This is a genomic window from Qiania dongpingensis, assembly GCF_014337195.1.
Lineage (GTDB): Bacteria > Bacillota > Clostridia > Lachnospirales > Lachnospiraceae > Lientehia > Lientehia dongpingensis.
The window spans coordinates 517,778-539,412 of sequence record NZ_CP060634.1 but is presented as its reverse complement, the minus strand read 5'-3'; the positions used below and the strand labels follow the sequence as shown (position 1 = coordinate 539,412).

Annotated in this window: 20 protein-coding genes, 1 tRNA gene and 1 riboswitch; of the genes, 11 read left to right on the top strand and 10 right to left on the bottom strand. The window is 46.9% G+C overall.

What is annotated here, in order from left to right:
• Positions 1 to 26: 26 nt before the first annotated feature.
• The 8 genes from H9Q78_RS02635 to H9Q78_RS02600 form a co-directional block, all read right to left on the bottom strand.
• Positions 27 to 272, bottom strand: coding sequence for a hypothetical protein (locus H9Q78_RS02635; protein ID WP_249303449.1), 246 nt, complete (start codon positions 270 to 272; stop codon positions 27 to 29).
• 490 nt (positions 273 to 762) lie between these two features.
• Positions 763 to 1,572: a hypothetical protein gene (locus H9Q78_RS02630; protein ID WP_249303448.1), complete on the bottom strand. Its 810-nt coding sequence runs from the start codon at positions 1,570 to 1,572 to the stop codon at positions 763 to 765.
• Positions 1,573 to 1,624: 52 nt separating this feature from the next.
• On the bottom strand, positions 1,625 to 2,416 hold the full coding sequence (locus H9Q78_RS02625) for a hypothetical protein (protein ID WP_249303447.1): 792 nt from the start codon (positions 2,414 to 2,416) through the stop codon (positions 1,625 to 1,627).
• Entirely contained in the window at positions 2,413 to 2,907 is a 495-nt protein-coding gene (locus tag H9Q78_RS02620) for a hypothetical protein (RefSeq protein WP_249303446.1), read from the bottom strand. Before H9Q78_RS02620 ends, H9Q78_RS02625 begins: the two co-directional genes overlap by 4 nt.
• A 1-nt stretch (position 2,908) precedes the next feature.
• Positions 2,909 to 3,184: a phage holin family protein gene (locus H9Q78_RS02615; protein WP_249303445.1), complete on the bottom strand. Its 276-nt coding sequence runs from the start codon at positions 3,182 to 3,184 to the stop codon at positions 2,909 to 2,911.
• A gap of 211 nt (positions 3,185 to 3,395) precedes the next feature.
• A complete protein-coding gene (locus H9Q78_RS02610) occupies positions 3,396 to 3,740 on the bottom strand; it encodes a hypothetical protein (RefSeq protein ID WP_249303444.1) in 345 nt (114 codons plus the stop codon).
• Between the two features lie 167 nt (positions 3,741 to 3,907).
• Complete coding sequence (locus tag H9Q78_RS02605; RefSeq protein WP_249303442.1) at positions 3,908 to 6,634, bottom strand: hypothetical protein; 2,727 nt, start codon at positions 6,632 to 6,634, stop codon at positions 3,908 to 3,910.
• Between the two features lie 3 nt (positions 6,635 to 6,637).
• Positions 6,638 to 6,991, bottom strand: a complete 354-nt coding sequence (locus tag H9Q78_RS02600; RefSeq protein ID WP_249303441.1) for a hypothetical protein — start codon at positions 6,989 to 6,991, stop codon at positions 6,638 to 6,640.
• A gap of 581 nt (positions 6,992 to 7,572) precedes the next feature.
• Here H9Q78_RS02600 and H9Q78_RS02595 point away from each other — a divergent pair.
• The 8 genes from H9Q78_RS02595 to H9Q78_RS02560 all read left to right on the top strand — a co-directional run bounded on the left by H9Q78_RS02595 (position 7,573) and on the right by H9Q78_RS02560 (position 14,101).
• Complete coding sequence (locus tag H9Q78_RS02595) at positions 7,573 to 8,529, top strand: phage lytic cycle repressor MrpR family protein (protein WP_249303440.1); 957 nt, start codon at positions 7,573 to 7,575, stop codon at positions 8,527 to 8,529.
• Positions 8,530 to 8,595: 66 nt separating this feature from the next.
• Positions 8,596 to 8,874, top strand: a complete 279-nt coding sequence (locus H9Q78_RS02590) for a DoxX family protein (protein WP_249303439.1) — start codon at positions 8,596 to 8,598, stop codon at positions 8,872 to 8,874.
• Positions 8,875 to 8,884: 10 nt separating this feature from the next.
• Positions 8,885 to 8,956 (top strand) — tRNA-Gln (locus H9Q78_RS02585).
• A gap of 317 nt (positions 8,957 to 9,273) precedes the next feature.
• Positions 9,274 to 9,747 (top strand): dCTP deaminase/dUTPase family protein, encoded by a 474-nt coding sequence (locus H9Q78_RS02580; RefSeq protein ID WP_249303438.1) that lies wholly within the window; start codon positions 9,274 to 9,276, stop codon positions 9,745 to 9,747.
• 240 nt (positions 9,748 to 9,987) lie between these two features.
• Complete coding sequence (gene recA / locus H9Q78_RS02575; RefSeq protein WP_249303436.1) at positions 9,988 to 11,058, top strand: recombinase RecA; 1,071 nt, start codon at positions 9,988 to 9,990, stop codon at positions 11,056 to 11,058.
• Positions 11,059 to 11,219: 161 nt separating this feature from the next.
• The gene (gene rny / locus H9Q78_RS02570; RefSeq protein WP_147596621.1) at positions 11,220 to 12,767 is read left to right on the top strand and encodes a ribonuclease Y; all 1,548 of its coding nucleotides are present in this window, start codon (positions 11,220 to 11,222) and stop codon (positions 12,765 to 12,767) included.
• A gap of 111 nt (positions 12,768 to 12,878) precedes the next feature.
• Positions 12,879 to 13,412: an NUDIX hydrolase gene (locus H9Q78_RS02565; protein WP_249303435.1), complete on the top strand. Its 534-nt coding sequence runs from the start codon at positions 12,879 to 12,881 to the stop codon at positions 13,410 to 13,412.
• 110 nt (positions 13,413 to 13,522) lie between these two features.
• The gene (locus H9Q78_RS02560; protein ID WP_249303434.1) at positions 13,523 to 14,101 is read left to right on the top strand and encodes a stage II sporulation protein M; all 579 of its coding nucleotides are present in this window, start codon (positions 13,523 to 13,525) and stop codon (positions 14,099 to 14,101) included.
• A gap of 63 nt (positions 14,102 to 14,164) precedes the next feature.
• Here H9Q78_RS02560 and H9Q78_RS02555 read toward each other — a convergent pair whose 3' ends face one another.
• Together H9Q78_RS02555 and H9Q78_RS02550 are read right to left on the bottom strand one after the other, a co-directional pair.
• The gene (locus H9Q78_RS02555; protein WP_147596618.1) at positions 14,165 to 15,193 is read right to left on the bottom strand and encodes a 3-deoxy-7-phosphoheptulonate synthase; all 1,029 of its coding nucleotides are present in this window, start codon (positions 15,191 to 15,193) and stop codon (positions 14,165 to 14,167) included.
• 18 nt (positions 15,194 to 15,211) lie between these two features.
• Complete coding sequence (locus H9Q78_RS02550; RefSeq protein WP_249303433.1) at positions 15,212 to 16,096, bottom strand: DUF368 domain-containing protein; 885 nt, start codon at positions 16,094 to 16,096, stop codon at positions 15,212 to 15,214.
• A 215-nt stretch (positions 16,097 to 16,311) separates the two neighbouring features.
• Between H9Q78_RS02550 and H9Q78_RS02545 the strand changes: the two genes are divergently transcribed.
• The 3 genes from H9Q78_RS02545 to H9Q78_RS02535 all read left to right on the top strand — a co-directional run bounded on the left by H9Q78_RS02545 (position 16,312) and on the right by H9Q78_RS02535 (position 21,528).
• The gene (locus tag H9Q78_RS02545; protein ID WP_249303432.1) at positions 16,312 to 18,399 is read left to right on the top strand and encodes a sulfatase-like hydrolase/transferase; all 2,088 of its coding nucleotides are present in this window, start codon (positions 16,312 to 16,314) and stop codon (positions 18,397 to 18,399) included.
• A gap of 76 nt (positions 18,400 to 18,475) precedes the next feature.
• Positions 18,476 to 18,663: riboswitch (cobalamin riboswitch) on the top strand.
• A gap of 299 nt (positions 18,664 to 18,962) precedes the next feature.
• A complete protein-coding gene (gene galE, locus H9Q78_RS02540; protein WP_249303431.1) occupies positions 18,963 to 20,003 on the top strand; it encodes a UDP-glucose 4-epimerase GalE in 1,041 nt (346 codons plus the stop codon).
• 55 nt (positions 20,004 to 20,058) lie between these two features.
• The gene (locus H9Q78_RS02535; protein ID WP_249303430.1) at positions 20,059 to 21,528 is read left to right on the top strand and encodes a D-alanyl-D-alanine carboxypeptidase family protein; all 1,470 of its coding nucleotides are present in this window, start codon (positions 20,059 to 20,061) and stop codon (positions 21,526 to 21,528) included.
• The last annotated feature ends 107 nt before the right edge of the window (positions 21,529 to 21,635 follow it).

Sequence of the window (21,635 nt, the reverse complement as noted above, 5' to 3'; positions counted from 1 at the left end):
AATAGGGTACTTTTTAAACGTGATTTCTATTCGGACGTACAATCCGGAGGGGCAGAAAACCCTGTTTCCAGAGCCCTAAGAAGTTCTTCAATGGTTCTTCCTGACTTTTTCAGTTCTCTATTCAGTTTATTGAGATCTTCTTTTTCCTTTTCTTCTAAAAGTATTTCCAGCTGTCTTTTTATGTCGTTCAGTTCTCTTTCTTTTGAGAGGATGAGCTTTTGTGCGGCTTCTATTTTTTCATCCAGCGTATAATTCTTTTTTCCTCTTGGCATTTTTCTTACCTCCATTACTATAAGATATTCCGGCGTTGTCCAGTTTATCATTTATTTCAGAAAGAAGTGGGAGGAAAGAAGAAGTGCGTCATCGGATTTTCCATCCGGTATCGTACTCTCTCCATTTTTTGAAGAGAAGTACCGTATCCTTTTTTAAGAAGACAAAGACGATTCTTTCATCAAAGCCTGGTTCTACCCATAGGGGAAATACATCTTGAGACATATAATAATAGGCCTGTTTTGGATTGATGATTTTTATAGTTATTCTATCCTTGTATTTTTCTTTGATAAAAGCTTGTAAGTCAAATTCCTGATTGATTTTTTTCAGTCCCTTCTGTAGTTGTGTCAATTTCATTCAATCGTAAAAAATATGGTGTACAATTATTAAAATGAATTGTACACCATATCTTTACTCAATACAATTCATCTGTTTCACGGAGTGTATCTCTGTGACAATATTGGTTGTGGTCCGTAAGTGACGGAGCTATAATTAATACTTGATCATTTCGATCATGACAGGAGAGTCAGCTTCTCTCTGTACTTCACATTCAAAGGTCTGTACGGAGGGATCGCCCTCTGCAGCGAAGCTTAAAGTGAGGCCTGAGCTCCACTTGAGAGAAGGAATGACGATCTGGAAGGATTCGTCCTTACCAGTAGAAGCATTGCGGACAACAGTGTCGCCGACCAGTTTATAGGTGCCGGAGAAATTCTCACTGTCGATTACATAGGTCTCTGCGGTATCCGAACTCATGTAGCTGTAGTATACGATCACACGCTTACCTCCGGCAGCTGCGATTCCGCCTGATCCCAGAGTAAGTACTTTTTCACTTAAAGTTGCGCCTGTCATATCTACAGGAGTACCACAGTCATCATCAGCCAGGTAAACCAGAATATTGGCTACCTCTTCGTTAGGTTTAAATGCCAGGTTGATAGCACCGTCGGAAGAACAAGTCAGAAGATGACTTCCACCCTTGTCTTTTGCAATACCGTCTACGACATCCCATTCTGTTTTCTGGCACATCTGGATGGATTTTGTGCCTGTTTTTCTGGCGAGACCGGAAACCAGCTCCAGAGACTTGGGAGACAGGAGCGCATCCTCGATCTTCATGGTCGCTTCTTTGTTGACTTCCCATGTGAGCAGCTTAGAATTGCCTCTTCCGCCGCGGGCGTATACTTTTTCTGTCGTTACGGCGATTTCAGAGGTCTTTAAGGTATCGAACCGGATGACCGGTTTTCCTGTCGCCATATCATAGAGTACTGCGTCTAAAACTTCCTTTGCGCCAAATTTACCATTTGCCATTTGAATATCCTCCTTGAAATAGATGGAGGCCGGATGATACCGGCCTGTTAGATTATGGTTGCTTTATTTTTGTGAGCCAGTGCTGCATATGCAGCTCTTCGCTTTTCGCACCGGCCAGCAAAGCTTGTATATTTACGTGATAATCATCCATTATTTTCAGTCGGTTAAACTGATTATTGAACTGGTAGATGTCATATTTGTTATAGACATCTTGAAGAGGAAGGTGCTCCGCTTCCGCGAAGATGCTGATTAGATCTGCCATCGTAAGACCTTCATTCTCGTCACATCCTATATTGGATTTTAGTTTGCTGATTTTTTCTCTTAATTTTTTTCGTCTGTCCAGCAGGGATTTTGTCCTCGCGTCGGCGGGGTTTTCCTCATTCCAGTCTTCGGAATCGGTCAAACAGAACCGCTCCCGGATGATTTCACGAAAACTACCGTAATTGTGGCTCCCCAGGATGAAAGAATCATCCGGTTCATTGCCAATGATGAAGCCTGAGTCCAATTGAAAAATAACTTGTTTACGGAAAAGAAGCTCCAGAAAAATGGGAATAGAAATACACAGAGGAGTATCTTCAGCGTTTTCGGGCAGAATTCCCGTCTCCATATGTTTTTGTTCCCGGTATAAGTTAAATGCTACCGCCAGATAAGTGGACGGTGTTATATTTTCTGGCAGAAGTGTTTTTGTTTTTTCATCATCCATACACAAGATCCCTATGATGCTCTGGGCTTTCGAATATCCGAAATCCACCATTTCCCCCAGGGAAATTTTATATATCGGGTGGTTTTCAAAAAAAAGCTCACTTCCTCTTAGAAGCCGGTGTTCTAAATCCGTTTTGTTCAAACGCTCACCGCCTCATCTGTTTTCCATGTATCAAATTCTAGACATTTATAGGTCAGCTGTTTTCCGTAAAATCCTTCTGAAGGAGTAAAATAGGAAACGGATTCCAGCTTGAGTTTTCCAATTCCAAATTCGATGGAACCGTTTAAAAGGGTATCCGCCGCATCGGCGATCAGATCCGGAAGAGTGGCGGCCTGGTCTTTTCCGGCCCGGTCCATGATGCTTTGGGGGCAGTAAGCCCAGACCATGACCTTCATATCCTTATATACGAGATTTAGCGTCCGCGGGATATCTACCTCCACACATAAGTATGGCTTCGCTTCTGCGGCGGGGTCCGGAATGTGGAGGTAGGGAAATACATGGATGTAATTTAGATCCTCTTTTGCTGTTTCGGCATGGTAGCTGTCACCCAGCAGGTAACCGGCAATCATTTCTGACTGGAAGATTCCGGACAGAATTTTAGCTTTATAGAGGCTGATCTCATTCAAAGTCATATCAAACACCTCCATTTGCGGGGCCATTTTCAATCAGCTGCTTGAACATCTGATGAAGGCCGGTGGAAGCCAGACCGCTCACTGCGCCCGCCACGATGACAGAAAGACTGACCGTGTGGCTGACTGCACATGCCAGGACTGCCCCGATGATGCAGAGGATAGTAGGAATCCATTTGTTATCCACATCTTGAATCCATTTTTTCAGAATGTATCCGATGACCAGACATGCAAGAAGCACGAGCGGGATATACATATCTGTGATAAATGTCAAATCCATTTTAGTTCTCCTTACGATAAAGAAGGGATAGAGATCCCAGTGTTTTCCCGATAATTGCGAAGGGCTTTCAGAACGCAGCTCCGCTCCACGCAGTAGTAAGCCTTATGCTTGGTATAAGTGTGGCGGACATCATTGGAAAAACCCAGCTCACGGAGTTTCATAGCTTCTTTTTTTGTGATTCTCAGTATGTTTTATCACTCACTTTCCTTGTTTATTTACCGATTTTGCCGGAACCAGGGAGCTCATCGATTTTGGCAAGTTCATTCAGCTTTTGGTTAAAATACCGGCTGATGGATGCCTTTGCTTTGATTTTCGGAGAGCTTTTGAGACTCTGAAACATACCCTTGTTGATTACCTTTGCAGGAATATAGGTACATTCCAGGCTCAGGCCTTTAAATAGTTTAAGGGTCATATCCTGCTGCGGGTGTGTGGAAGATAAATATTCCACCACCAGCTGTTCCATGGAGTCAAAGATGCTCCGGACAGTCGCGATATCTCTGTGTTCCGTTTCCGCTATGCGGCGGATCAGCATTTCTTGTGTTATGGTCAATTTCATTCACCGCCTGTCATAAAATATAGATTCAGGCCGCTTATGGAAGCGCAGGAGTGTGCTTCCATAGTAGAGGCCATAATAAAATCCGAGGGTTACGGTTGTTTTTCTTTTCACTTGTCAATAAGAGGCCGAAGACGTCGGCCGATTTTATCTGAGGAAGAAGAGTGGAATCAAGGCCGTTTCTTTTTTCGTTCCCGGTCCCAGGCTTTCCGGTATTCTTTTCGGCAGGATTCACAGCGGCAGCTCTTGGAATGGATACCGGCTTCGAACCATTCACCGCAGTCCATACATTGGATGAGCTTTGTGTTTCCTGGACTTTGGTTCCGCTTCAGAGCATCCAGTATATAAGAGCCGTAACAAAACCAGAGAGCTTCTTTGGACTTGGATTCTTTGCCGTACAGATATTTTACCAGCATATCGGACAGCTCCTGATTCGTGTGGCCGAAGACGCTCAGCCGATTTCGCATATCCCGGGCCAGATATTCCAGGTTATGAATGTACTCATCCTGCATATTGATCTTGAAATGGTACTGCTGGTTTAATTTCGTATATAGTGCCGTTACTTCCGGATCGATTTCTATTTCCGGATCTGCCATGAGCCTGCGGTAATCCAGTTTGGGGATTCCGGCTTTTCGGAAATTCATCCTGGGGTTGGGGATGAGATTTTGGAGCTGGTTTACAAGGCTTCCGTTGCAGGCGGCTACCTGATCCTCTGTTTTGTCCTTAGCATAGAGAAAGAACGCGGGCAGTTTCGCCTGTGTATAGGCTTTTATCAGATGGTTCTTTTCATCTGGCCGTTTGGGCTTGTACAGGGTTTTCGCATAATCGATGACAAAATTATTTTCCATACAGAGAAGCTTAACGGCATCCACGGCATTCTGTTTTTCCTGTTTGGTTCCAGTGAGAAAGACCTCATGATTCCAGATTTTTGCTATGTTATTGCTGTAAATGCCGATATTTCCTCCGGTAAATGCCGCGTTCAGCCCTTGATAGATGCTTTCCTGATTTAAAAAACATGGAGCGGCTTTTTTCATGTTGTAATAAAGAGGGACGACCCCTTTCATATTCCGTTCGGCGACGGGGAGGAGATACTCGTCGGCAACTACGAGCGCCTTATCCCCATCCACGTCGAACTGGAGAAGCCGGCTGATCAGATCCTGGGAGCTGGTATACAGACCGTCGGTGACAAACCATTTTTTCAGGAGCTGCTTTTTGGAAGAGTGTGCTTTGGCAGCGGCATTATATCGGATGGCATGTTCTTTGTATAGATGAGGGCTTCTCAGACAATCTAATTTTTCAGCTCCGGGATACAGACGGCAATATACTTCCCCGTCATCCAAAAGGCCTGAGGGCCGGTCCACATGGCCGAACCAGTGTTCACACGCGGCATAAAGATCCGGGAGGATGAATGTGTATTTGCCGTCAATCTCCAGGCGCCCGGATTTATATTCCCGGACCATCCGGTCTTTCATGCCCCGGACTATGGATTTCAGATATGGATCGTCCAGCAGGGCAGGATATAATTTCACGGCGTTCTGCAAATTGGTCATATGGCTGTTATAAGGAGTGATGCCGAATATTTTCATGAGGCTTTCGACGGAGGAGCACATATGATCAAGCTTGTCCACGGATTTTTCCGCCAGAAGACGGACCTCATCCGGGGAGATATCCGTCAGGGTCTGGAGCATCTGATAGTTGATCTTTGCATTTTTAATGTGTTTTTCTTCTGGGTTGCAGAGCCCGGCGGTACAGTTGTACTGCTTATAGAAGCCTATGTATTCTTCCCAGGAGCTGTAGTAGCGGTGCATCTTGAACTGGCTCCGGGTAAAGATAATCTGGATGTCCTCGGATACCAGGTTGTGTTCCCGGCCATAAATATCCCGGACAATGGGGGAATATCCCTTTTCTTCTATGAAGGACCGGAAATCAAATACACAGAGCAGCCCTTTTATCCATGGAGCCCGGAACATGACATTGCGTTCCAGTATGGAAGGCAGCATCATTCCGGCGCCGTCTGTGTGGTTAATGCTGACCGTATCGTTTTTCCTGGTAATGGAATATGTTTCGTCATCAATGAAATCTAAAGTGCCGGATACCGGTGTCTCAAAATCGTCGATGACGATGGTCTTTTCAATATCGAAATCATCCCAGAGGTCTGTGGCAGAATTGGAGAGAGCCATATAAGCCAGGTGCTTGTTGACATTGTTTCCCCCCTTTAAATTGATTTTGTCGATGGTCAAGCCGCACATGATCGTCTTTTCATAGCGGTTCCAGGCGGACTCTTTTATAAAGACAGCTTTTTTCTTGCGGATCTGTCCGGCAGAAGAGGTGTAATAGCGGTATTTTTCATTGTGATGGAGAAAGCCGAAATACGATATATCTTTAAAAATGGAAAAGTAATATACCTGGACTACCATAATGTCATCGGTCAGTTCCCCCATTTTAATCCCCATCATGCGAGTCAGGGAGGAATCAAACAATGATATGACGCTGCTGTCATTCAGGCTGCCCTCCCGTATGCTCCGGGTATGGTCCCGTCCATGGGTGCGTTCATTTTGAAGAACCTTATTCGACAAGAGCAGAAGCAGTTTTTCTTTGGATTCTTTCGCTTTTTTTCTCTTGTGGACGATCCGGCGGTTCCAATTCAGATATTCATATAACAGATGGGAAGTACCCGGCAGGAGTTTCATTTTGCCGATATCTCCGGCACGGAGATTCTTTAAGTCCTCGGAATCGTATCCGTATCTGAAAAGAAGTTCCTCATATTGGGAAAGCATTAAAGTGGCAGAATTCCTTTCCTGTCGGTAACGGCAGTTCATACAGTGTAGGTATGCTTCCGTACTGCTGTAGAAATTTCCGGTGTCCACGGAATAAAGGCTGATCTGTGTGTCAAGCAAGTTTTATTTCCTCCTTTCCTTTTGGAGCCAAACCCCAAAATACGGATAGATTCCTTCATCGCGGATCAAACGAGTGTACAATCGGTCTCGTTCAAAGAGCAGCAGATCATATATCTGATAGGCAAAAAATACATATGCAGTATGACCGCGGCGTATCCAAGATAGGGTATCTTCTATAAAATCCCTGTAGCTTTGGTATTCGGCGTTCTGACAGGGCACTGTCTTTGATGAAACTATATGAGATTTTAAAAATTGAAACTCCAGCTGCCACTGGGGATCAGTTAAGTTGGGAGAGGGCTTGCCCATTCCGGCGAGCATATGCATTCGCCGCCGTTCGTTATCATCTGAAATCGTCACGTAAAATATACCTCCTTTCTGTCTGGCATCAATTTACCTTTTAACCTCTGGTCAGCAGTATAGTATAATTTCAGGAATGACGTATAAAGCAGAGAAAATAAAAGGTAGGATAAATAAGAGCATATCATTATATGGATTATACGTCAAGACGATTTTCAGGAATAATGTATAATGCAAGGATAATATTTATGTCCTTTATTCCTACCACTTTTCGACAATTTATTGACATCACTGTATTCCGGTGATACCTTGATACTCGAAGTGTAACAGCCGGATGGGCAAGGTACCGTTTACATTTGACAGAAGACATGGAACAAACATAAGTTCGAGATGGGTACAGAAAGAACGGCAAATACGGTATAATTTATATAACAGGACAGAAAAATCTGTATTCTTTAGGGATAGTACTTTGAAAAATGAATGGATAGGCTGTAAGGGTGTTCTTGAACTTTTGTTTATACGTTATTCCTGAGAAAACACTTGACATAGAATTGCCATCATGCTATGATGTGGATATTCGGGCAGAAAGTGATTTGCTTGTCCGTTTTCGGCATGAGTGAGATCGAGAAGGATGGTGCGGCATGTTTAACGAAAAGCAGAAGGAAGAATTTCTGGACTTTTATAGAAGTAATTTCCAGGATGCCACATATATGCGACTGAAGAACCTTTTTCATAAGACAGAGCCCTATGAAGAAGAAAAGGGGAAGGATCTGTGCGCCATGGATGGAGAGGAACTGATCCATTTCCTTATAACAAATTATGATAATCAGAAGACGCTGCTTGGAGAAAAATACAGGTTGTCCCGATATTTGGAATGGTGCCAGGTAAAGGGATACTGCAAGATCAATTACCTGGGAAAGAGCCTGTGTCCCAATGATTACCTTTTGTCCAAGATGGAATCCTATAAGACCAGGTACTATATTTCCGATGAAAGATATGAGGAATATGTGGAATTGGTCAGGCATTCCGGAGCCGGCGTGAATGACCTTCCCATCCTGATGTCCATCTACGAAGGAATAGCTGGAAAATGCTTTGAAAATCTGGTTTATCTTCAAAAGGATGACATTATAGAAGAGGGAGACGGCTACCGTATTTCACTGGCAGACGACACCTGCAAAAATATCAGCGGCAGGCTGGCCAGGGCGCTTCTCAGCTGTTACAAGCTGGAAGAGTATGTGGGAAACAAAAGACTGGTCCGTCTTAAATATTCGTTTCTTCCGGATTCCATCTGGAAGAGCCGTTCCAGGAAGGACAGCGAGGAAGGAATGATCCGGAATTTTCGGAATTCCTTTAAACGGATAAAAGAAGTGACAGGAGATGAAGCACTTAACTACAGCAGCCTTTTTACGTCAGGCAGATTTAACCTGGTAGTACGGGAGGCGAAAAAGGCCGGGTACCGGATTAAAGAAGATTTGGAGCGGCCCAGAATAGATGAGGATACGGTGAACCGGTATCAGACGATTTTCGACAGACTGCAGATGAATATAAGTTTTTCAATTTTCAAATATCGATATCAGGATTATACCCCTTATCTGTAAAGGGGTATAAATATAAGACAACTACGCGTCATTCCTGAAAATAAAGGCGCAGAAGGGGTGGGTACTGTGAAAACAATTAATTTAGTTACGCTTTTTGACATGCTGGCTGGCCGTGGTGTCTATCATTTTGCAAATCCTCCGGAATATGTGATCATAATTCCGGAGAGGTCAAAAATTATCCGTAAAAAATGGGAAGAGCTGGACGGATATCTGAAAGAGACTCAAACGGATATTCTCCAGATACGAACGGACGACAACGGAAGGCAGACGATTATCTGTGTGGATGTACATTACAGCGACAGACTGATAAGGCTGTTCCTTTACCGGGGGCAGTACACTGTATGATCATGAGATGAGCGGATTGGTGGACAGGAGGACACAGATGACTTTGAATCATCAGAAGAAGGTTCAATACCTTCATCCGCTGCTTCTTGCAGGTATGAGAGGAAAATCATCCCCGCGGAAACGTACGTCCGCGGAAAACCCTGCCGGCAGGACCCCATCCCCGGCAAAAAGGTGAAGAACCCGGAATGATAATCCAGGGAAGGTTTTTGTTCCAGTAAGTTTTAATTCAATAGTCCGCGGATTTAAGGCGGTGAGAATGAGGTCTTACGAATCAGAAACAGGCTGGCCATCCAACTTTTGGGCAGGCGATCCAGGCAGGATGTGCGGGGTTCGAATCCCCGGTGGCCAATCGGATATATGGGCGGCAGAATAAGAAGAGTCAGAAAGGAGAATGCCAATATGAAAAGGATAGGAAGATTTGATAAAATAGGGCTGGAACAGTTCCGAAATGATTGGGAGGAATTGTTTGCGGGGAGTGTCATGATGCGGAATATGGATATTGAAAGAATATATGCGTCCATCAGACTGCCGGAGAGAGAAAACGAGGACAGTGCGGGCTATGATTTCTTTTCACCCGTCGCATTTACATTGATGCCCGGAGAGTCGATCCGAATCCCTACGGGAATCCGGGCGGAAATCCGGAGCGGCTGGGCCCTGAGCCTTTATCCTGCCGACGTGCCGGGCCCGTGGAGCGGTATATGGCTGAGCGGGGCGGGAATCATAGACGGGAGCTATTCTCATTCCGAAAATGGAGGCCATATATGCGTGAAGCTTGTTAATGGGACGGAAGAAGCGCGGATGCGGAGCATAGAATGCGGCGGCCGGATCCTGAAAGGGATTTTCCTGAGACACGGCTTCACATATGACGACTGACCGTTCTTCATGCACTACACGTGAACAGTTTTTGAACAGGGGAAAACGCTTGCGGTTTTCCCCGAAATATGTTATTCTTCTTTTATCCTATTCTTTTATTCAGGGATTCCCCTGGATTTTCCCGATAGTTAAGCGGCAGGCTGCTTCAGAAAGAAAAACCAGTTGACTTTTACGTGAAACTATATTACTATTATTTACAGAAAAGAACGAACATCCGTTCTGATAATTGGAGGGTATACAATGGTAAAGGAAGAAAAGCAGAAAGCCCTGGACGCGGCTCTGATGCATATTGAGAAGGCATATGGGAAAGGGTCTATCATGAGGCTGGGGGATTCCACTGCCAATATGAATATTGAGACGATTCCCACCGGTTCGCTGAGCCTGGATATTGCGCTTGGACTGGGAGGTATTCCCCGGGGACGTGTCGTAGAGATTTATGGGCCGGAGTCCAGCGGCAAGACCACAGTTGCCCTCCATATGGTAGCTGAGGTACAGAGGCGGGACGGAATCGCCGGGTTTATTGATGCGGAGCATGCGCTGGATCCCTCTTATGCAAAGAAAATCGGCGTGGATATTGATAATCTGTATATTTCTCAGCCAGACAGCGGGGAACAGGCGCTGGAGATCACCGAGACCATGGTGCGCTCCGGGGCGGTGGATATCGTGATCGTGGACTCTGTGGCGGCGCTCGTGCCGAGGGCGGAGATAGACGGGGACATGGGGGACGCCCACGTAGGGCTTCAGGCCAGGCTGATGTCACAGGCGCTCCGGAAATTGACGGCGGTCATCGGCAAATCCAATTGTGTAGTCATCTTTATCAATCAGCTTCGTGAGAAGGTGGGCGTCATGTTCGGGAATCCAGAGACGACCACCGGAGGGCGCGCGTTAAAATTCTATTCTTCCGTACGCCTGGATGTGAGAAGGATTGAGACGCTCAAGCAGGGCGGAGAGATGATCGGAAACCGGGTCCGCGTAAAGGTAGTGAAGAATAAAGTGGCTCCTCCTTTTAAAGAGGCGGAATTTGATATCATGTTCGGAAAAGGGATTTCCAGGGAAGGCGATATCCTTGATCTGGCGGCTAAAGAGAATATAGTGGAGAAAAGCGGCGCGTGGTATGCCTATAACGGGGACAAGATTGGCCAAGGCCGTGAGAACGCAAAGCTCTTCCTGGCGAATAACCCGTCTGTAATGGAAGAAATCGAGAGAAAAGTACGAATCCACTACGGATTTGAAACAGGGGAAGAGGCAGACGCAAAGGGCGCAGAGACCGCTTCTAAAAAGGCAGGAAAAGAGCAGAAGACAGAAGTGTGATGAAAGGCTCTTCGATTTCTGACGTTTTTCGCACACCGTGTAATAATGCTTGACAGTAACCGGAAAAAAGTTTAGAATTGTATTGTTGTAGTACTTATGGTATGTCTGCCATTGCGTACGGTAAGTGATGTACAATGAAAACTAAATAAGGAGGTGCTCCTGTGGGAGGAACTATAATTGCTGTAATTATTACACTGTGTGTTGTAGCTCCTATTACTTGGTTTATTGCAATTGCATACCGCAAGAAGGTATACGAGAGCAAGATCGGCAAAGCGGAAGAAAAATCAAGAGAAATCATAGATGAAGCGTTAAAAGTTGCGGAAACCAAGAAGCGCGAAGCTCTCTTAGAGGCCAAAGAAGAATCCATGAAAACGAAGAATGACTTGGAAAAAGAGGTCCGTGAGAGAAGAGCGGAGATACAGCGATATGAACGAAGAGTATTGAGCAAGGAAGAGAATTTAGAGAAAAAGTCCGAGGCACTGGAGAAGAAAGAAGCCGGTTTATCTGCCAAAGAAGAGGCGTTGGTGAAAAAGAAAAAGGAAGCCGAGGAACTCTTTGAGAAAGAAGTGCAGGAGCTGGAGCGGATTTCAGGATTTACCTCCGAACAAGCAAAAGAATATCTTTTAAAAACTGTTGAAAATGATGTAAAGCATGATACTGCAAAGCTGGTTAAGGAACTGGAGACGAGAGCAAAGGAAGAAGCGGGCAAGAAAGCGAAAGAGTACGTGGTCACCGCCATTCAGAAATGTGCGGCGGATCATGTGGCGGAGTCAACGATTTCTGTTGTTCAGCTTCCCAATGATGAGATGAAGGGCCGTATCATCGGCCGGGAGGGGCGGAATATCCGTACCTTAGAGACGCTTACTGGTGTGGATCTGATTATTGACGATACGCCGGAAGCTGTGATTTTATCAGGGTTTGATCCAATCAGACGCGAAGTAGCCAGAATCGCTTTGGAAAAATTGATTTTAGATGGACGTATTCATCCGGCCAGAATTGAAGAAATGGTTGAAAAAGCCCAAAAAGAAGTAGATACTATGATTCGGGAAGAAGGAGAAGCCGCTGTTTTGGAGGTTGGCATCCACGGTATCCATCCCGAGCTGGTTCGGCTTCTGGGTAAGATGAAGTTCAGGACAAGTTATGGACAGAATGCTTTGAAACATTCGATTGAAGTTGCGCATTTGTCAGGACTCCTGGCTGCCGAAATCGGCGTAGATGTGCGTATGGCTAAGAGGGCTGGTTTGTTGCATGATATCGGCAAGGCAGTGGACCATGAAATGGAAGGCTCACATATTCAGCTGGGTGTTGAATTATGTAGGAAATACAAAGAATCAGCTATAGTGATCAATGCGGTAGAATCTCATCATGGCGATGTGGAACCGGAGACGCTGATCGCCTGTATCGTACAGGCCGCGGATACTATTTCCGCTGCACGTCCTGGTGCGCGCCGTGAGACAATCGAAACATATACCAACAGATTGAAGCAATTGGAAGATATTACGAATACCTTTAAAGGTGTGGACAAATCTTTTGCTGTTCAGGCAGGACGTGAAGTCCGTATCATGGTTGTGCCGGAGCAGGTGAGTGACGACGATATGGTCCTGATGGCAAGGAATATCTCGAAGCAGATTGAGTCGGAGCTTGAATATCCTGGTCAGATTAAGGTTAACGTTATTCGTGAGTCACGAGTTACGGATTACGCAAAATAATGGTTTGGGTTTAACAGGAGAGTACAGATGCCCCATCCTGAGTGAATCGTTTGATTCATTTAGGATGGGGTATCTTTATTACTATATTGTTTTCATAAAAGGAGTGGAAAAATGGAAGAGATCGTGCGAGTCAAACGGGAATTGGCTTATCAGGGAAAGATTCTTAATATTTATAAAGATTATATGGCGCTTCCCAACGGCCATACGGCAGTCTGGGACTTTGTGGAGCATAAAGGAGCGGCTGCGGTAGTCCCCGTGACAAGGGAAGGAAAGATTCTTATGGTACGGCAATACAGAAATGCTCTGGAGCGTTATACGCTGGAGATACCGGCTGGAGCCCTTAATTTTGCGGGAGAGCCTAAAGAAGTCTGTGCAGCCAGGGAATTGGAGGAAGAGACCGGATTTCGTGCGGGAAAGCTGGAATGGCTGATAAATGTCAATACGACGGTAGCCTTTTGTAATGAGATCATCGGGATTTATCTGGCTTCCGACTTGATTCCTTCTAAGCAGCACCTGGATGAGGATGAATTTCTGGATGTGGAAGAATATGGCCTGCAAGAGCTTCTTGATATGATATTCACAGGGAAGATAACGGACGGAAAGACCATCGCCGCATTGCTGGCGTATCAGGTCAAGCGGGCATAACCATGGTTTCCCCATCATATAGTATCTGTAGCTGTACCCAAGGGCATTCCTTAATACATGCCCTATGGGCAGACGCATTCCGTGCGTTAAGGTATAGGATGGAGGAAATCATGGAGAAGAACGGAAAACTTTGGAAAATGGCCTGTATCGTTTTTGCCGCGTCTCTGCTGCTGGGGACTCTGGCGGCTAACCTGACCGGTAAAAATGGACAGGGCAGTTGGGAGCTTTATTTCACACAGGTTGGAGACGCCCTGAAGCAGCAGGATTTTGCAAGGGAAAGTTATTTTTTTTATGTTTTACGGCTTCGCCTGATGGAAGTGGGAGCGATCTGGCTGCTGTCCATGACGGCTTTTGGAAGCGTATCTCTTTGGGCGTCGATGGGATGGCTTGGTTTCACGGCGGGAGTACGTATTTCCCTTGGGACCATGGTATTTGGACGGACCGGGATTCTCTATTTTTTATGCAGTATACTGCCGCAGGCTCTTTTCTATGTGCCGGCGCTTATACTCCTGTATGCCCGCGGATTCCAGATATATTCCTTTATGAGAAAGCAGAAGGACTGGGGACAGTACAGACGGATACGGATGCCAAAGGATATCCTGCTCCTGCTGATCACTTTGCTTTGCCTGCTGCCTGGTATCATCTGTGAGTGCTATATCAATCCGCTTTTGCTGAAGGTCTACTTTTAGGCAGGACAGCCGGCATAGCTTAAGACGGGGCTGGACAAGATGTATTTAATAGATTCTGTTTCTTTATGCCAATTCCGCGATATCGTATATCAGCTGCCTGGATTCTTCCCACCCGAGACAGGGATCTGTGATGGAGCAGCCGTATATATGGCCTCCTACCTTCTGGCTACCAGGTTCAATGTAGCTTTCTATCATGACTCCCTTGACCAGGCTGCGGATATCCAGGGAATGTTGTCTGCTGTGGAGAACCTCCTTTACGATCCGGATCTGTTCCTTGTACTGCTTATTGGAATTGGAATGGTTGGTATCCACGATACAGGCAGGATTCTGCAGATCCCGTTTTGCGTACATGTCGCAGAGCAGTCTCAGATCCTCATAGTGGTAATTGGGCTGACTCTGCCCGTGCTTGTTTACCGCGCCTCGCAGAATGGTATGAGCGTAAGGATTTCCGTCGGTATGGACTTCCCAGCCGCGGAAGATGAAGGTATGTCCATGCTGAGCGGCTATGACGGAATTCAGCATAACGGAAAAATCACCGCTTGTGGGATTCTTCATGCCAGCGCCCACATCCATGCCGCTGACGGTGAGACGGTGCTGCTGGTTTTCCACAGAACGGGCGCCCACGGCTACATAGGATAATAAATCTGAAAGATACCGGTAATTTTCCGGATAGAGCATCTCGTCCGCAGCGGACAGGCCGCTTTCTTGCAGAACCCTCATATGCAGCTTGCGGATGGCCAAAAGTCCCTCAAACAGATCGGGAGCCTTTTCCGGATTTGGCTGATGAAGGATGCCCTTGTAGCCTTCGCCGGTAGTGCGGGGCTTGTTGGTATAGACGCGGGGAACGATAAGCAGCCTGTCCTTCGTATCCTCCTGTATTTTCACCAAACGGGATACATAGTCACATACGGAATCCTCATTATCGGCAGAACAGGGCCCCACGATGACCAGAAACTTATCGCTGTTTCCGGTGAGAACGTCGCGGATCTCCTGATCGCGTCTGTGTTTTTCCTTGGTGAGCTGTTCCGACAAGGGGAATTGGTGGCGGATTTCGGCTGGAGTCGGCAGCTTACTGATGAATTCAAAGCTCATGATACGGCCTCCTTTTTATCAGGCATTTTTTTCTCCCATGATATAGGTAGCATAGCCGCCGGCGAACATGAGGATAAGTCCGATGATGAGGCCGGCCACGGAGAAGTGTGTCAGTGCGTTGGTATTATAAAAAATTCCGAAGGGTGAAGAGAGAATCAGGCCCAAAATCGCCGCATAGGTGGAAACGGTATGCTTTGCGAACAGATATTCGATCATCTTAGAAATCAGGAAAATGCCCAGGATAGCCCCTATACCGAAAGGCACAAGGATGGCGGCCTGGGACATGACGGCTGACCAGTTGCCTGCCTTTAATGCATCCACGAAGCTGGTGATAGAATTGATCACGCCGTAATAGTATCCGAGAACCATGAGGACCATAGAGCCGCTGACACCGGGGATCACCATGGTGGCAGAAGCGATGACGCCGAGGAAAAACAGCAGAACGATGGTACCGGGAGTAGCGGTAAGCGTTTTCAGGGTGTCCTCGCTGCCCTGCAGCAGAGGAAGGATAATCGCAAAGGCGAACAAGATTACAAACGCTGAGATGTTGAATACAGTTACACGGCCGCCGCGGTTTTTCCGGATTCCTTTCTTCATTTCCCGGACCAGCATAGGCACGCCGCCGAGGATAAGGCCGAGAAACGTAAGACAGGTGGGAAGGGGCTGATTGCCGAGAAGATATTTAATGGCGTACGTAAAACAGATGATTCCCACGGCGCATCCGAGCAAAATCGGAAACAAAGCTGCGATACTCTTTTTAAACTGCTTGAACAGATGGGTGATAGAAGAAATCAGCTTGTTGTAGATTCCCATGGATACGGCCATGGTTCCGCCGCTGACGCCGGGGATGACATTGGCAATGCCGATAACTGCGCCTTTTATGATATCCAAAACAAAGTTCATAGTTATTTCCTTTCACATTTAAAATAATAAAGTATACAGCAACCTATTATAAAAGGATTTCGGGGGGATGTCAAGAAAAGCAGATATATAGCGGCATAAAGATTTTCCAGAGAATTCTAAGAAATACCTAAGAAATTAGTAAAAATCACCTATAGGAATTGGGCGGAAAATCTGTTATAGTCATCTATAGAACAATCGGAAAAAAGGGTGGGAAAATGAAGGAATTTTTTGAGAATGTTCAAAAGAAGACGGCGCGGCATCCATTGCTCAGCTGTTTTCTTGCAGCCATATTGCTGAATCTTTTTGTAGAGCTGCTGTCCAGGAGGTCTTTTATCAGCCTGGCTGTTTTTGTCGGCACAAGGCCGCATATCTTTCTTTTTAACGCTTGTATCATATTCTGGAGCTTTTCACTCCTTCTTCTGGTCCGGAGAAAACTGTTTCTCTCAGCTGTCATCAGTGTCATCTGGCTGATTCTTGGGATTGTGAACTTTGTGCTCCTGGGATGCCGCGTCACGCCGTTTAACGGGGCGGATCTCCGCCTGACGAAGGATGCGATGGCAGTGGCCGGAAAATATCTTTCCTGGTGGCATTTGGTCCTTCTGGCTATAGCTGTCGCTGCGCTTATCGTGGCATTGGTTATTTTGTTCCGAAAGCTACCGCGTTCAGGGAAGAAGCCTTCCTATATTAAATCTCTGATATTTGTAGTATTCTCTTTTATGGCTCTTTTGGGAATCAACAGTGTGGGGAAGAGCACCGGGGTCCTGGCGAACCAGTTTGGCAATCTGGCTCAGGCATATCAGGATTATGGATTTTCCTATTGCTTTGCCAATAGCCTCATCAATACTGGGATCAGCAAACCGGGGGACTACAGTACGGAGGTGGTCAAGGAAATTAAAAAAGAGGAAATCGTTCCGGAGGAGCATGTGTCAGCTCCGCTCGTTGTGGAGAACAGGCCGGACGTGGTCAATGAGCAGGGAGTGGCGGTGACAGAAAAGACGCCGAATATTATCTTCCTGCAGCTGGAATCCTTCAGCGATCCGCTCAAGTATCTTCATATGGAATGCTCGGAAGACCCGATTCCCAATTTCCGAAAGCTGATGGAACAGTATTCCTCCGGGTATCTGTGGGTGCCTTCCGTTGGGGCGGGGACCGCCAACACGGAGTTTGAGGTAATCACCGGCATGAACCTGGATTTTTTTGGGCCTGGAGAATATCCTTATAAAACGGTACTGCAGAAGCAGGTTTCCGAAAGCATCTGTTTTGACCTGAAAGAGATAGGATATCATGCTCAGGCGATCCACAACAATTCCGGCACTTTTTATGACCGGTATACGGTGTTTTCCCAGTTGGGGTTTGATACGTTCACCTCTCTGGAGTACATGACAGGATATGATACCACTTATATGGGATGGGCGAAGGATGAGATTCTGACAGAACAGATCGCGAAGGTGCTGAATTCCACTTCCGGGGCGGATGTGATCTATACGATTTCCGTACAGGGGCATGGCTCTTATCCTCAGGAGAAGGTATTGGATTCTCCTGTCGTGCAGGTGACGGGGCTTCCCACAGAGGGGGAGACTAACGCTATGGAATATTATGTGGAACAGATTCATGAAATGGATACCTTTGTGGGAGAGCTGATCTCATATCTGGAAAGCCGGGATGAGGAAACTATCCTCGTTATGTACGGAGATCATCTGCCCAGCCTGAATCTGACGGAAGATAAGCTGGAGAATGGGGATTTATTCCAGACGGAATATGTCATCTGGGACAACATGGGTCTTGCGAGGACCAGCCGGAACGTAGAGGCATATCAGCTGGGAGCCTATGTGATGGATAAGGCGGGTCTTAAAAAGGGGACGATGTTCCGTTACCATCAGGCATACCTTCAGAAGACATCACATACCGCGGAGGAAGAAGAAACATATCTGAATGATATGAAGATACTGGAATATGATATCCTTTATGGAGATCAGGATGTGTTTGAAGGAGAGATGCCCTATGAGGCGACTAATCTGCACATGGGAGTACAGCCGATCAGCATCAACCGGGTGCTGCTCCAGAATAAGGGGCTCTATGTAACTGGATGGAACTATACAAAGAACAGTGTGATCTATGTGAATGGAAAGGCATGGGAGACCAACTGCGTTTCACAGAATCTTCTCTATGCGGCAGATGTAAAGCTCAAGGAAGGCGACAATGAGATTACAGTCGGCCAGGTGAGCGATGACAATATCGTACTGAGTGTCTCGGAGCCGTACGTTTTGAAGCAGGAGAAAAAGGATGGTTCCGGAGGTTCCTGAGCAAAAGCGGATAGGAGGAATATCGGTTTTTTCAGTTGCGTTTATGGACGAGATATGGTATAGTGAGGGTGTGCAAAGAAATATTGCCGTATCAAGTGCCTGTCCTTTGACAGGAAAAAGGGAATCAGGTCAGAATCCTGAGCGATCCGGTCACTGTATTCAGGGAGCGAAGCCTCGTCATCCATTGCAAACCCTATCATGCGAGAAGGAGAGGCTGAGCGGAGAACTGTAAGTCAGGAAACCTGCTTGATATGTGAGATGGGCTTCCGGGTAGAGCTACACATCCGACAGGGTATTTCCCTCATGGTGTCGGCTTATGGGTTAAGCGGACATACTTTTGTGAATCTCAAAGCAACAGCAATGCACAAATCTTTCGTTCAGAGAATGAGTCTGGGCTGGCGCAGTGCCGATCCTACTCGCCGGGCTGTGTGCCTGTGTACTGTGTTGTCAGGGCTGTGTGCACATTCGCAAGAACGGAACAAGGGCGTACCGTCTGGTACGCCTTTTTATATTTGTATTAAAGAGAAAATTTTATAGTGACACCAAAAAACAGGAGGAGAAAAATGGAAATATTGCTGACCGGAGGCGCCGGTTATATTGGAACTCATACGGCCATCGAAGTGGCGGAAAGCGGCCGTCAGGTCGTGATCGCGGATAATTTTGTCAACAGCTGTCCGGGGGCGGTGAAGCGTGCGGAAGAGCTTGCCGGCGCAGAATTCCCGGTCTATAACGTGGATGCAGCGGATGAGGCAGCGATGGAACAAATATTCAAAGAGCACCGGATTGAAGCTGTGATTCATTTTGCAGGTCTTAAGGCGGTGGGAGAATCCGTAGAGAAGCCGTTGGAATATTACCGGAATAATCTGGACAGCACCCTTACGCTGCTCAGGCTGATGAAAAAATATGGATGCAGGCAGATTGTCTTCAGCTCTTCGGCCACGGTATACGGGACGCCGGAAAAAGTACCTTTGACAGAAGAAATGCCGGTGGGCAGGAGCTGCACCAATCCTTACGGGTGGACGAAGGTCTTTATTGAACAGATCCTCAGGGATGCGGCCAGAGCGGATGAGGAATTGTCGGTGGTGCTCCTGCGGTATTTCAATCCCATAGGAGCCCATGAAAGCGGAAGGATAGGGGAAAATCCCAACGGGATTCCCAATAACCTGATGCCGTATATTTCTCAGGTAGCGGTGGGAAGGCTGCCGCGCCTGAGGATATTCGGAGATGATTATCCGACGCCCGACGGGACAGGAGTCCGGGATTATATTCATGTGGTCGATCTGGCGAAGGGGCATGTGGCGGCTTTGGACTATGCCGGAGGGCATAAGGGAGTTGAGACGGTCAATCTGGGAACCGGGATTGGATATAGTGTCCTGGATATCGTGAAGGCGTTTGAAAAAGTCAATGGAGTGAAGATCCCTTATGACATTGTGGAACGCCGGGCAGGCGATATAGCGGAATGTTATGCAGACGCATCTAAGGCGGAACAGATTCTTCACTGGCATGCGGAAAAGAATCTGGAGGATATGTGCAGAGATTCCTTTAGATGGCAGAAAAACAATCCCAATGGATATGAGGAAAAGGCCGGATCAGGGTTGTCATAGAATCTTGCCGGAGACAATAGAATAGAAGTAATGATAAGACCCTGGAGTCGGTTTTATGAAAAGATTGTATCGAATGACGGCTGCCCTTTGTCTGTCGCTTTGCATGATGGTATCACTTTGTATGCCCGTGTTCGCGTCCGATGAAGGACAGCCATCTGTGATTCCGGAGATAATGGAATCCGTAGAAGCCGGAGGCAGTTCCGGAGCAGCAGAGAAGCCAGTCTCCGGACAGCCGGAAGAAGGACAGAGTCAACAGGAGGATGTGCCGGGAGAGGCAGTAGAAACATCCGGAAAGGCACTGCCGGCTTCGGCAGAAACATCCGGGACAGAGGAAACTGGAGAGAGCGCCGCTCAGCCAGAGAGCAGCGTCCAGGGAGCGGAAGAAAGCCAGGGGGAAAATACCTCATCCCAGGGAAGCGGAGTTCAGGCGGACCTGGGAATAACCGCTCAGGCCGCTATTTTGATAGAAGCCTCCACAGGAACCGTGATCTATGAAAAAAATCCGGATGAGGCCCTGCGCCCCGCTAGTATTACGAAGATCATGACGCTGATTTTGATCTTTGATGCCATAAGGGACGGCAGGATTTCCCTGGATGATCAAGTCGCCACCAGCGCATATGCCAAATCCATGGGCGGTTCTCAGGTGTTTCTGGAAGAAGGAGAAGTTCAGACTGTGGAGACGCTCATAAAATGTATCGTGATCGCGTCGGGGAATGATGCGGCTGTGACCATGGCAGAGTACATAGCCGGAAGCGAGTCCGAATTTGTCCGCCAGATGAATGAAAGAGCGAAATCACTCGGCATGGAGAGTACAAATTTTGAGGACTGCTGCGGTCTGACGGATTCGGGCACCCATTTGACTTCTGCCAGAGATGTGGCTCTCATGAGCCGGGAGCTCATCACAAAATATCCGGAGATTGAAAATTACAGCACGATCTGGATGGAAAATATCACACATGTGACGAACAAGGGCACCAGTGAATTTTGCTTGTCTAATACCAATAAACTATTGAAAATGAGCAATTCATTCACGGTCACCGGCTTAAAGACGGGGAGCACCAGCCTGGCGAAATACTGCCTGTCGGCTACGGCCAAAAAGGATGGGGTGGAACTGATTGCGGTCATTATGGCTGCACCGGATTTTAAAGTACGGTTCAGTGAAGCGGCCAGCCTGTTAAACTATGGGTTTGCGGGCTGCAAGCTTTACACAGATTCGGATGAAAACCGGGAGGAGCTTCCGAAGCTTCCGGTAGCGATGGGAGTTGTACCGGAGGTATCCCTTCGCTACGGCGGAGAGTTTTCTTATCTCAGCACGAACGGAGAGGATTTCAGCGCCATAGAGCGTCAGATATCCATCCCGGAAAAGCTGGAGGCGCCGGTCCAGGAAGGGGATATAGTGGGCAGTCTCACCTATATGCTGGGCGGCAAGACTCTGGGAACTGTGGATATCCTGGCTGCAGAGTCTGTGGAAGCAGCCGGTTTCGGAGATTATCTGGGCTGGATGTGGCAGTCCTTGCTGATGTAATGACATGAATCAAAAAGAAGAAAAGAAAAAGCGCCTGTTTCCGGCTGCCCGTCGGAGACAGGCGCTTTTGGCGATTTACAGAAACTTTACGCAGTTTATACAGTACA